Source organism: Motilimonas sp. E26 (genome assembly GCF_021278025.1).
Classification (GTDB): Bacteria; Pseudomonadota; Gammaproteobacteria; order Enterobacterales; family CBDFNC01; genus Motilimonas.
Genome location: NZ_JAIBHJ010000036.1, coordinates 1 through 12,661 on the forward strand (window position 1 = coordinate 1; position 12,661 = coordinate 12,661).

Sequence of the window (12,661 nt, forward strand, 5' to 3'; positions counted from 1 at the left end):
CACTGCTACCGTGGAATATCCGCAAGAACAAGTGATCGCCTAACAATCAAGCCTGCGGAGTATTGAGCGCTTACGCTCAGTTGGTAGAGCCCCGGATTGTGATTCCGGTTGTCGCGGGTTCAATCCCCGTCATTCGCCCCATCTTCTTCCTTACTTCTCTTTTTTGACTCCTATCTCTATTTCCAAGTAAAGAATTGTAAAACCCTGAACCAATTTTGCGCAAAGCCAGTATCATTAAGTATGCGCTTATTGTTGTGATGTCAGGATGACCCGAAACACTGCCTATATATATACGTTCATGCTTTCTATTGGTCTGTTTGGTTGTAGCCTACCTGAGCCGCAGCAAGCTGAGTTGCCGCCACCTATTGCGGCTAACTGGTCTGCTGAGCATCAAAGCGCACCTGTGGCTGCTAAGTTTATGCCGCAGTTAACGGCGTTGCCGGATCTTCATAAGCTAGTACTGCAAGGATTAACAAAAAATCCCGCGCTGTTACAAAGCCAAGCTAAAGTCGATGCCAGCATGGCGCTGTTAAAACAGCAACAAGCGCAGCGTTGGCCGCAAATAAGCGCCTATTTGTCAGGTCGTCGCCAAGATAATGGCCAATCTATTACTGATAATACGCAATTGGGGATAGACCTAAGTTGGGAGTTGGATATATGGGGCAAGCTTGACGATGCTAGCCGCGCAGCTTTACTTGATGCCAGTGCCAATCTGAACTTACTTAAGCAGCAACAGCTTGAGCTAACGGCGACGATTGCGCAGCAGTGGTTTAATTTACTCGCTGCTCAGCATCAGTATGAACTTATTCATCAGCGCCGTCTTAATCTTGTAAATAATTTACTGATTATCGAAGAGGGTTATCAAGCGGGGCTTAATGGCTCGTTAGATGTGTTTTTAGCGCGTGCAGATGTTGCTGGAGCGCAAAGTTCTGAGGCGGCAAAGGCGGACGAAATTAAACAAGCCAGTCGCGCTTTGCAGCTAAGCCTAGGCGAATACCCAACGGGCAATTTAAGGGCTAATGGTACATTTAGTTTGAATTTAGATAAGCTGCCGGCAGGATTGCCATCACAGCTGTTACAGCGCCGACCTGACATTCAAGGGGCGCAAGATGCACTAAGTGCCGCTAACGCCCGCATTTCCGTGGCTTACAAAGAGAAGTTTCCCAGCATAAAGCTGACATCTGGGTTGGGCAGTAGTTCACCTGAACTAAATGAGTTGCTCAGCGCCGACAGTATGTTGTGGAATTTATTTGCTAATTTGAGTACGCCTTTATTTAACGCGGGTTTACTCGAGGCGAGGCAACAGCAGCAAGAGGCGCTGGCTTTAGCGGCCGCAGCTAATTTACAAGCCAGCGTGCTGAACGCTTTCCAGCAGGTTGAAGCGGCTTTATCTAAAGAAATGACCTTGGTTGAACAACTCGATAAAGTGAGTGTGGCGGCGCAAAATTCACTGCTCGCCGAAGAGCTGGCCTTTGAGCAATACCAAGGCGGTCTTGTTGACTATGTTACGGTATTGGAAGCGCAGCGACGTTCCTTTGATAGCCAAAGTGCGCGGATCAATATTCGCAATCAAAGGCTACAAAATCGCATTGAACTATTACTTGCCCTTGGCGGCGATCCTCATACCCTTCCTCGTCCTACTGTAGCCACCAACCAAGAGAGCGCCAACTGATGCCTAACGCCTTTTCATCTTCGCGTCCAATGTGGGCAAAAGTATTAAGATTTATTTTACCTGTATTCGTGCTATTGGTTGCGGGCTATGGGGCTTGGTATCTTGCGACTCATCGGCCACAGGCGAAAACCCGTCCGCCTGCCAAACCTCCGATCGTGAATGTGCAAGTGTTACCCCTTACGTGGCAAGGCTATCAAGTGAGTATTAATAGTTTTGGTACCATCCAACCACGCAGCCAAGGTGCTTTAGTTAGTCAAGTGGCAGGGAGTATCACTAAGGTGAGCCCTAATTTTGTTGTGGGTGGTTTTTTTGAGCAAGGTGAAGTGCTGGTTGAGGTAGATAATCGAGATTACTTGGCTGCGTTACAAATAGCCGAAGCTGCATTAATTCAAGCTAGGTTAGCCCTTACTCAAGAGCAAGCCAAAGCTGAACAAGCAAAACGTGATTGGCAACGTTTAGGTAAAGGCAAACCGACTGAGCTGGTGTTGCGTAAGCCTCAGTTGGCTGCGGCGCAGGCTAATGTGGCGTCTGCCAAAGCAAAGCTATCCCAAACTAAGCTTGATTTAGAGCGAACTCAAATTAAAGCGCCTTATGCCGGACGTTTGTTAACCAAGCAGGTGGATCTTGGTCAGTTTGTTGGCGCAGGTGCTAGCTTGGCCGACATTTACGCCGTGGATTATGTTGAAGTTCGCCTGCCCTTGAGCGAGCAACAGCAAGCACTGGTGAGTTTACCTGAGTTGTTTCGTCAGCAAAAAAGCTCACCTGAGCGGCCTCAGGTTACGATCAGTGCACAGTTTGGCCGTCATAGTTATAACTGGCAAGGTGAGATAGAGCGTACTGAAGGGGCATTGGATGCCAACAGTCGGCAGCTTTATGCCATCGCGCGTATTGACGATCCTTATGGCCGACAAAACCAAGACAAGCCACCCTTGAAGATTGGTCAATTTGTTGATGCCCAAATCCAAGGTAAATCGTTAGAGCGGGTTATGGTGTTACCGCGCAATGCGGTGTATCAGGGTAACCAAGTGATTATGTTCCAAGATGGGGTGTTACTGCGTAAAACCGTTGCGGTGATTTGGGCTGATAATGACTCGTTTATTGTTGACGGCGGGCTCAGTGAAGGTGATTTGTTAGTGACAACACCGCTGGGCAATATCGTGTCGGGCACCCGCGCTAAATTGGCCAAGGAGCAGCCATAATGCACGGATTAATCCGTTGGTTTACCCACAACCACGTTGCCGCCAATTTATTAATGGCGCTTATTTTACTGCTGGGGTTACATGCTTTAACCCAGCGGATCCCACTGGAAGTTTTCCCTGAGTTTGAACTGGACTTGGTCAGTGTAAATGTTGCGCTACCCGGTGCAACGCCTGCTGAAGCGGAAGAGAGCTTAGCGATTCCAATAGAAGAAGCTATTTTAGACATTGAAGGCATCAAGCAAATTACTTCCATGTCTGCGGAAGGGGCATCGCGCGTGTCGATTGAAGTGGCCTCCGGTTATGATACCTATCGCATTAAAGATGAAATAAAAAACCGCATTGATGCGTTGAACACCCTACCAGATAGCGCCGAGCGGCCGGTTATTAGCCAAACCTTACACCAACGTGAAGTGATCAGTGTCACCCTGTCAGCTCAGCTTAGTGAGCGTGAACTAAAGATTTTAGGTGAGCGAGTAAGGGATGATATTCAAAGTATCGAAGGGATTTCCCATGTCACTTTAGAGTCGGTGCGCCCTTATGAAATATCCATTGAGGTGTCTGAGCAAACCCTACGCCAATATAATTTAACCATGGCACAAGTTAGCAGTGCGGTGCAGCAAAGCTCGCTAGATCTGTCTGGTGGCAGTATTAAAACCTTGGGCGGTGAGATCTTACTACGCACTAAGGGTCAAGCTTATCAAGGCCGTGAGTTTGGCAATATTGTGGTGCGCACTGGCGCAGACGGTAGTCGGCTGTTGCTGTCAGATATTGCGGTAATTAAAGATGGTTTTGATGAAACGCCAATCCAGGCAAGGTTTAACGGTGAGCCGGCCGTGATAGTTGAGGTTTATCGTGTTGGTCAGCAAAGTGCTATTGAGGTGGCTAACAAGGTTAAAGATTATATCGAGCAAGTAAGGCCTACCTTACCTGTTGGCGTAAGTATTGATTACTGGCGTGACAGTTCAAAGGTGGTGAAAGCGCGCCTGAAAACCCTAACCGACAGCGCGTTACAAGGCTGTATCTTAGTGATTATTTTACTCGCCTTGTTCTTGCGCCCCTCTATTGCCTTTTGGGTCACTATGGGTATACCGGTTAGTTTTATGGGCGGTTTGTTAGTGATGCCGATGCTAGGCATTACCTTAAACGTTATTTCATTGTTTGCCTTTATTATGGTGCTAGGGATCTTGGTGGATGACGCCATCGTGACCGGTGAAAACGTATATGCTCATCAACAACGCGGTGCTACGCCGTTACAAGCAGCGATCGTAGGGACTCAAGAGGTGTCGGTGCCGGTGACTTTTGGCATTTTAACCACCATCGCCGCGTTTGCGCCGCTAGCGATGATTGAAGGCGTTCGCGGGCAAATATTTGCGCAAATTCCTTTGGTGGTGGTGCCAGTGTTATTGTTTTCTCTGGTTGAATCTAAGCTGATATTACCGGCTCATTTAAAGCATGTCCGTCTATATCAGACCAAGCCTAATCGCTTTAGTGTCTGGCAGAGTAACTTTGCCAATGGTTTTGAGCGCTTCATTTTACGCTTTTATCGCCCTGTCTTAGCGGCTGTGGTGCATCGCCGTTATCTATCTATTGCAACGGCTTTAGGCATTGCCTTGGTGGTTTTTACTATGGTGGCCAGTGGTTGGACCCGCTTTGTGTTCTTTCCTCGCGTGCCTTCTGAAACAGTGCGAGCCACGTTAGTGATGCCGGCTGGAACGGCGTTTGCGACCACTGACTTTTATATCCAAAAAATGCTCGATGGCGTGGCGCAATTACAAGACAAATATCGCGATCCAGTAACAGGCGAGAGTGTGATATTAGATGTTTTTGCAACTACGGGTTCCGATGGCGGCGGAAGCAGCGGCGATACCGCGAAAGGGCGAGTGATGTTTGAATTAGAGCCGCCAGAAACGCGCACCATGGACATTTCTACAAATGAGTTAGTAAAAGAGTGGCGCGCATTAATTGGCCCAGTTCCTGGTGTTGAAAGTTTATCATTTCGGGCGGAAATTGGTCGCGGCGGCGCGCCATTAGATGTGCAATTGAGCGCCCGAGATTTTAGTACCTTAAAGCCTGCCAGTGACGATCTTAAGCGCAAGTTAGCTGAGTATCCTGGGGTGTTTGATATTGAGGACAGCTTAGCCAAAGGTAAAACCGAGCTGCAGTTAAGCATTAAACCACAGGCGCAGGCACTGGGTTTAACGCTGAGGGATTTAGCCACGCAAGTTAGGCAGGGATTTTTTGGCGATCAAGTGCAGCGAATTCAGCGTGGTCGTGATGATGTAAAAGTGTATGTGCGTTATCCCAAAGCTGAACGAGAGTCGTTATTTCACCTGCAGAATATGTTGATCCGGACTCAATCGGGCACGGCGGTGCCCTTTACTGAGGTGGCGACAGTGACGGTGCTGCAAAGCCCTGCCAGTATTACCCGCAAAGATCGTAAGCGGGTGATTAATATTACTGCCGACGTGAATAAAGAAACCGCTGATATTGAAGCGATCAAGCGAGATATATCGGCATTTTTAGTGCTCTTAAAGCAACAATACCCTGACTTAAGCTACAGCTTAGAAGGGGAGGCGAAGGAACAGAGCGAATCCTTTACGAGTTTAGCCATAGGTTTAGTGTTTGTACTATTTGCGATTTATGCGCTGCTGGCGATCCCGTTTAAATCTTACACTCAACCTTTTGTGGTTATGTCGGTGATCCCATTCGGTGCCATTGGTGCCATTATGGGGCATTGGATCATGGGGATGCCCCTCACTATTATGTCAATGATGGGCATGCTTGCCTTAACCGGAGTGGTGGTCAATGATTCCTTAGTGCTGGTGGATTATATTAACCGTCAACGCAGTAAAGGTATGGCGGTTAAAACCGCGGTGCGCCGCGCGGGTGTGGCACGGTTTAGGGCTGTAATATTAACCTCTATTACCACTTTTGCTGGCTTAATGCCGCTGATATTTGATCAATCCACTCAGGCGCAGTTTTTAATTCCAATGGCTGTTTCATTGGGTTTTGGTATTATTTTTGCCACCGTCATAACCTTGTTGTTAGTGCCGGTTAATTATTTACTACTGGAAGACCTTAAAATAGCTGTGCATCGCTTACAACGAAATGTATTCGCTGGTTCAACTGAGCTTAGTTAACTTCAGTGGCAAGGAATGACTATGCGAAAGCCACAACCGCCTGCTGTTGGCCGATAGTGGCTTATTTCACCTTTCATCCCTTGTGTAATCAAGTTATATACCAGATTAAGGCCTAGGCCTTTACTCCCTTCTCCTCTTGCGCAAGTAAAGAAGGGATCGTAAATACTGCTAACTATAGCGGGGTCAATGCCACGGCCGTTATCCTCAAACTCAATTTCACAGTTGTTACCGACTAACACCGCCGATACTTCAATTTTGTCCTGCTCTTGGCTATCAAAGCCGTGCTCGAGAGAGTTTAATACTAAATCCTCAAGTATTTGTGCCAGCATCCAAGAGTCTGCTTTTATCACTGCTTTATCGGGGGTAACATGAATAACTAAGTTAACGCGCTGCGGCTTGTTGTAATGAGAAATTGCAAGTTTGAGCGCTTGTTTTAACCAATTTTTTAGCGCTATTGATTCAATATTACTGGCACTGTTACTGACCACGGAAAGCCGTTTAAATTGCGTAACGAGATCCGCCATTTTAGAAATATTTGTATTAATGATGTCGTAGCCTTCTAAGCCATTTTCAATCACTTGGCTGAGGCGGGATTTAGACACTTTACCTGCAGCGAGATCATCACCTAATTCATTGAGTAACTCAGGTTGCAAACTGGCCGCTGTTTTTATAATACCTAGTGGTGTATTGAGTTCGTGCGCCATACCTATTACTAAGTGATTAAGGGCGCGGTGCTTTTCCGCTTCCATCAGATCTTGCTGTGTTTCGGTTAGATCTTGCAATGCTTTTTCTAGGCGCAAGGTTTTTTCGTTGAGGGATGCGGTGCGGTTGAGAACTTGTTGTTCCAACTCGCTGTTTATTTTTTCTAAATCAAGCTGTGCTTGAGTTAACTCAGCGGTACGGGCAAGAATACGGTTTTCGAGTTCTTCATTAAGCTGATATAGCGACTGTTCGGCGTGTTTGAGTTTGATAAACTCACCCAGTAGCGAACCAAACAACCGTAATATATGGCTTTGGTAGGTTTGAAATGGTTTATGGTTTAGTAAGTTATCACAGGCTATCCAACCAATAACGTCGTCCTTATCCCAAATTGCGATGGCAGCATTCCAGCCTTTGCCTACTGTGGCCACTTCTCCGGGCGTGTCGGTAAATTCATATAAATCTTGGTCATGCCAAACGCAGACTTTGCCGCGCGTTGACATTTCTCGGATGACTTTCTTTACATCATCTCGCATGGGAGAGGCGTAATCGGCTTCGCTGCGAATGTTACCTAAGTCGTCGGTCCCCCATGTTCCATACATCCAATCGCGTTCTTTATCGATCATTAGGATGCCCATCCGGTCTATTTCTAGCTGTTCGATGCACGCGGTAACAGAGAGACGATAGAGGTCATCGAGATTTTTTGCTTGAGAAAGGCTAATGGATATTTCATGTAATAAAAACAACTGATGGTAAAACGCCTTAGACTGCCCAGTATTGTCTAATAGCTCGCTAGAGGCATCATCTGAGTAGGTGATCAGTCTTGCCATTTTGTTTCCCATATATGTAGCTATGGAATAAGTTTAGGTTAAAAAGAATAGCTTGGCTGAGCACTAGCCGTTGGTTGACTTATTTTTTTATCAACATACGTTCTGTATATACTAAAGCTTGATCTAATGGGACTGGTTTACTGAAATAATAGCCCTGCCCAAAATTACATTGATTAGCCAATAAGAAGTCGCGCTGTTCGGCGGTTTCTACCCCTTCCGCTACCACCTTTAATTGAAGCTTTTGCGCCATCACCAGAATGGCTTCGGTGAGCTCTTTATCTTCTTTGTTATCGGGCAAATCCATAATAAAAGCGCGGTCGACTTTGATAGTACTAATTGGCATCAGCTTAAGTTTGCTAAGTGAAGAGTGGCCAGTGCCAAAGTCATCAACAGAGATACCCAAGCCAAAATCACGTAGGTTTTTCAATGAGCTAACAACCTGCTCAATATTTTCAATGAGTAGGGTTTCAGTTATCTCAAGGGTAATGCGGTTAGGGGTGGCATGGTATTGATAAATGATTTGCTTCATTCTTGTGGCCAGTTGCGGATCCATAAATTGACGAGCTGACACATTAATTGATATTTGGATATGCGGCGGAAAGTTAGGCAGTGCTTTACAGGCAGCTTCTAATACCCAGTAGCCGATTTCGGTAATCAGATTGCTTTGCTCCGCGACAGGAATAAAAGCATCGGGGAAGATAAGGCCTTTTTCAGGATGTTGCCAACGGATCAAGGCTTCAAACCCGATCGGTTTGCTGGTGGTTAAATCCACGATAGGCTGATAAAAAAGCACTAGCTCATCATGCTTGAGCGCCTTATTCAGTTCCAGCTCCACTGATAAGTTTGATTTTACTCGCGCCTCCATACTGTTGTTGTAAAACATAAAGCGGCGCTTACCCTTTTGTTTTGCATGGGTCATGGCTAAATTAGCATGTTGAATTAATACTTCAGCGCTGTCTCCGTCTTGTGGCAGTAGGGCAATGCCTGCAGAAATACTAAATTGCATTTGATGGCCATCAATTGAGATAGGTTGGCCTAGTGTCTTTAAGAGTATTTGTAGCCATATTTCGATGCTTTTTAGACTTGACTGGGGAGGCAAGATAATCGCAAATTCGTCACCACCGGCGCGGGTAATAATGTCTTTTTTACTGCATATGTTATGTAACCGATGAGTGACCTCAAGTAACAGCTCATCACCAATTTTATTGCCAAAGGCATCGTTGAGACGCTTGAAATCATCTACCCCTAAGTATACTAGTGCTGCAATTTGGTGAGATTGCTCAATTTCGTTTTGTTGAGTTAATCGTTGCAGTGTTTTAGCTAGCTCAAGTTGTAACAAAGTACGGTTTTTTAATCCGGTAAGGTTGTCAAAATAGGCTAACCGAGAGAGCTCCTTGGTCTGCTTCGCAACTTTTTGTGCGAGTCGTAATGGGTAGCTTGCAAGGTTGTAAATAAGAAAACTCAGTAGGCTGCTGAGAATAGCTGCGGTAGCCCAAAGTTTAGTTAATATTAAGTGTTGATTGGGATCTTGTTGAGCAAGTTCAAGCCGCCATTGATTATCGGCGATGGATAGTTGGGCGCTGGCAAAGATGTCGCCTTGTAAGTCAACATTACCCAAAATTTGTGTGACTGGTTCACCTAAATGTCGCAGAGTGGTTAGTCTAAATTGAATATGGTGGCTTTCTAGTTGCCGCAGGTTATTGCCATTTAACAGCTGTTTGATGGGGATCACGACGGAGGCGAACCCCCAAAATAAAGAGCGTCCTTGTGCTTCGATAAAAATAGGGTTGCGACCAATGACAGCATTATAACCTTGCACTAAACGAAATGGGCCCGCTAGGGTTAGCTGTTGTTGTTGAATGGCATGTTGGGCTTCTTCTTTTCGCTTATCTTGCTGCAGAATATTATGACCGATGGCTTTCTCATTTCCTTCTAGTGGGTAGATGTACTCGACGGTGCCATTAGGGGCGAGCTGTAGGCTGTCGATGCCTTTTATGTGGTTAAATAGATAAGAGGCTTGTTGCTCAAAGTCGATGACCTGGCCTTGATCGTGTTTAATCTGTTTACTCAGCAAATAAGTGGCACTGAGCGCATGGGTGACCTTTTGGGAAATGATTTCGGCTTGCTGTTTGGCGATAAGGGTTAATGTTATGCGCTGTTCTTTGCGCCAATCTTGCTGTATTTTTTTAATGCTAATAGCACTAAGTGTAATCAGCATGATAAAACTAAACAGTGCAATAAGTAATGCTGGTCGATTTAATGAGAATGCTCGCGGCTTTAGTCGCGGAGAAGACATTGGTAATCCTTTAAATGTACTCTGGAGAGTATAGAGCATGAATTTGAAAGCAGAGTACTTGTTAACATTAAGTTACATCTTTGGTAAAGGGCCCAAATAGTAATTTGTGCTAAAACCAATAAAAAAACTCTATTTTTTAAGTGTTTTACTCATTGTTTACCAAAGCATAATTGTATTTCCACATTAGTGGTGATGCGTTATAGAGGGTACTTTTAGTGCTTTTTTAGTTTAATGATGAGACTGACTTTTGTTGGCTGTTGTTTTTGTGATCTCTCCAGTTATTTAGTGTTGCCTAACAGGTATTTTTTTGACTTTTTGTTAAAGTGTACCTTCTGTGATTCAATCGCCCTGCTGTTAGGAATATAGCTACATGACGGATGTTGTAAATACAAGTACTCAACCTGAGCTCATGGCTCAGCTTCAACATGATTTCGGTCAGAATATCGTGTTTTATTTGGATCAAAAGGGCGGGGTGATTTATTTAAATGCAACAGCGAAGCAGCAGTTGAGTGAGGCAACGTCGGTTGTAGAATTTTTACCGCATTTTAAAACTAGTATTGAATGGGTCAGTTTTTGGAATCAGGTGCGCTCTAAGGGGTCACTTGATATTTGTTATGAAATGCAGTTACGCGATGGCTTGAGTAACTTGCAGATTCACTGCCGCTTTGTTGATGAAACGAATGGCATTTTTTGTGAAGCGAACACCTTACCCATCGCCTCTCAAGAATTAGCTCAATTAAGTTTATATAAGCGTATTGTGGCTTCTTCTACTGATTTAGTGGCTTACGTTAATCAAAGTTTAAGTCTTGAGTTAGTTAACCCAAGCTTTGCCCGTTTTTTTGGCTTGGCTGATTTCGATGAAGGGCAACCTGTTGCAGAAGTATTTGATTTTCAAGTGTTTGACGATCATATTCTGCCGCGCTTACAGTTATGCCTGAAAGGCTCTATTTGCACTCACCAATTTTGGGTGTCTAGTTTAAAGGGTCGACGTTGTTTAGAGATTAATTATACCCCATTTACTTTATCGTCTGGTCAAATCTGTGGTGTGGTGCTGGATGCGCGAGACATTACCGAGCGTGTATTGGCCGAGCAAGCGCGTGCGTTAGCAAGTAAAGTGTTCGAGAACGCCGCAGAAGCGATTTTGATTGAAGATAGTAAGCAACGGATCGTCTCGGTTAATCAAGCTTTTTGCCAAATTACTGGGTATCAACGTAATGAAGTGGTGGGGCGCACAGGTTTGCTGTTGAGCTCACCGAAAAACGACCCTGTGGTGCTGCGGAAAATGTGGCGAGAATTGAACCGAGATGGCGTATGGCGCGGTGAAATATGGGGCCAACGTAAGGATGGCAGTGAGTTTCCCGGTTGGTTGTCTATTGCGGCGATCCGTGATGGTGACCGTGACAGGGTGACCAAATACGTGTCGTTGTTTTCTGATTTAACCCATAAAAAGCGCAGTGAAGAGCGCATTTGGCGTCAAGCTAACTTTGATTCTTTAACGGGGATTGCTAACCGCCAACGGTTTGAAGTAAGCCTTGAAAAGGCGATGTCCAGCCAGCAAGCAGGCGTGCTACTGTTTTTAGAGTTTGACACATTTAAGGCAACTAACGACCGCTATGGCCACTCAGTGGGTGACCAATTACTGCAAGACATAGCATTGCGTTTATTGGCTTGCGTGCAACCTAACGACATGTGTGCACGTTTTGGTGGGGCGGAGTTTGCAATCTTATTGTCAGAGCCTGAAAGTATTTCTCAGCAAACCAAAATTTGTATTGAGCTACTTGAGCGCTTGTCTGAAGAGTTTGTGGTTGATAATAAAAATTTATTTTTAAGCTGCCATATCGGTATCGCCCAAGCTTATTCTGATGCACTTACAGCCAGTGAGCTGATCGATAAGGCTTATATGGCAATGAATCAAGCCAAAGTACAGAAACACTCGCGTTTTCTTCGTTACAGTGCCGAGCTGGAGTGTAATAGCCAGCTTAAATTGAGTTTTGAAAATGAATTACGCCGCGGCTTAAAACAGCAAGAATTTGAACTTGCGTTTCAGCCGATCTTATCGATGCAATCACAACATATCATTGCTACCGAAGTGCTGATGCGCTGGCGTCACCCTGAAAAAGGCATTATTAATGCCAATGATTTTCTTGCTGCGGTGGAGGATGCTGATATGTTGAATCCTCTAAATGAATGGATGTGTCAACAAGCTATTGCGCAATATCATCAATGGCAGCTAGAAGGACGACAGCTCGGTCGCCTAGCTTTGAATATTGCTCATCTACAGCTGCAAGACTTAGGCTTTTTCCACTTTTTGCGATCATTAATGGTTGAGTACCAAATTGCACCAGAACAGCTCATTCTTGAAGTAACTGAGCAGTTTATTGTCAACTCGAGTCATGAGGTGATCGCTCAGTTTAAGCGCTTGCAGGAGCAAGGGCTGCTGCTGGCTCTTGATGACTTTGGTCGGGGTTATGCGTCTTTGCATTATTTAAAACAATTCCCGCTGAATATTCTTAAATTAGAGCGGGTGTTTATTAAAGATATAGAAACTTCAGAAGTCGACTTGTTGCTGGCTGAAAGTAGCATTCAGTTAGCTAGCAAGTTGGGGTTAACCGTGGTGGCGGAAGGGGTTGAAACCCAGTCACATTATGACCTATTAACTAAATTGGGCTGTGATTGGATGCAAGGCTATTTTATTAGTCCGCCCTTACCGTTAACAGAGTTTAACTCGTGGCATACGGGCTATGTGAACGATTAAAAAAGCGGAGGTGGTGGCCTCCGCAAAAGAATTTTGATAGTGGTAACTAATGTGAACCGAGCCGCGGTTA

Annotated in this window: 6 protein-coding genes; 4 read left to right on the top strand and 2 right to left on the bottom strand. The window is 45.2% G+C overall.

Going from position 1 to position 12,661, the window contains the following annotated elements:
- Positions 1-265: 265 nt before the first annotated feature.
- The 3 genes from K1M91_RS19320 to K1M91_RS19330 are packed head-to-tail and all read left to right on the top strand — an operon-like array spanning position 266 to position 6,011.
- Complete coding sequence (locus tag K1M91_RS19320) at positions 266-1,672, top strand: efflux transporter outer membrane subunit (protein WP_232803895.1); 1,407 nt, start codon at positions 266-268, stop codon at positions 1,670-1,672.
- A complete protein-coding gene (locus K1M91_RS19325; RefSeq protein WP_232803896.1) occupies positions 1,672-2,871 on the top strand; it encodes an efflux RND transporter periplasmic adaptor subunit in 1,200 nt (399 codons plus the stop codon). Before K1M91_RS19320 ends, K1M91_RS19325 begins: the two co-directional genes overlap by 1 nt.
- Positions 2,871-6,011, top strand: coding sequence for an efflux RND transporter permease subunit (locus K1M91_RS19330; RefSeq protein WP_232803897.1), 3,141 nt, complete (start codon positions 2,871-2,873; stop codon positions 6,009-6,011). Before K1M91_RS19325 ends, K1M91_RS19330 begins: the two co-directional genes overlap by 1 nt.
- A gap of 2 nt (positions 6,012-6,013) precedes the next feature.
- Here K1M91_RS19330 and K1M91_RS19335 read toward each other — a convergent pair whose 3' ends face one another.
- Positions 6,014-7,540 carry an ATP-binding protein gene (locus tag K1M91_RS19335; protein ID WP_232803898.1) on the bottom strand — a complete coding sequence of 509 codons (1,527 nt, stop codon included), beginning with the start codon at positions 7,538-7,540 and terminating at the stop codon, positions 6,014-6,016.
- 79 nt (positions 7,541-7,619) lie between these two features.
- Positions 7,620-9,836, bottom strand: a complete 2,217-nt coding sequence (locus tag K1M91_RS19340) for an EAL domain-containing protein (protein WP_232803899.1) — start codon at positions 9,834-9,836, stop codon at positions 7,620-7,622.
- Between the two features lie 370 nt (positions 9,837-10,206).
- Between K1M91_RS19340 and K1M91_RS19345 the strand changes: the two genes are divergently transcribed.
- Entirely contained in the window at positions 10,207-12,591 is a 2,385-nt protein-coding gene (locus tag K1M91_RS19345; RefSeq protein ID WP_232803900.1) for an EAL domain-containing protein, read from the top strand.
- Positions 12,592-12,661 lie beyond the last annotated feature (70 nt).

What these genes read in the sequence shown, in the direction of transcription:
- K1M91_RS19325 (WP_232803896.1), top strand. Translation starts at nt 1,672, where the DNA reads ATGCCTAACGCCTTTTCATCTTCGCGTCCAATGTGGGCAAAAGTATTA.
- K1M91_RS19340 (WP_232803899.1), bottom strand. Translation starts at nt 9,836, where the DNA reads ATGTCTTCTCCGCGACTAAAGCCGCGAGCATTCTCATTAAATCGACCA.
- K1M91_RS19320 (WP_232803895.1), top strand. Translation starts at nt 266, where the DNA reads ATGACCCGAAACACTGCCTATATATATACGTTCATGCTTTCTATTGGT.
- K1M91_RS19335 (WP_232803898.1), bottom strand. Translation starts at nt 7,540, where the DNA reads ATGGCAAGACTGATCACCTACTCAGATGATGCCTCTAGCGAGCTATTA.
- K1M91_RS19330 (WP_232803897.1), top strand. Translation starts at nt 2,871, where the DNA reads ATGCACGGATTAATCCGTTGGTTTACCCACAACCACGTTGCCGCCAAT.
- K1M91_RS19345 (WP_232803900.1), top strand. Translation starts at nt 10,207, where the DNA reads ATGACGGATGTTGTAAATACAAGTACTCAACCTGAGCTCATGGCTCAG.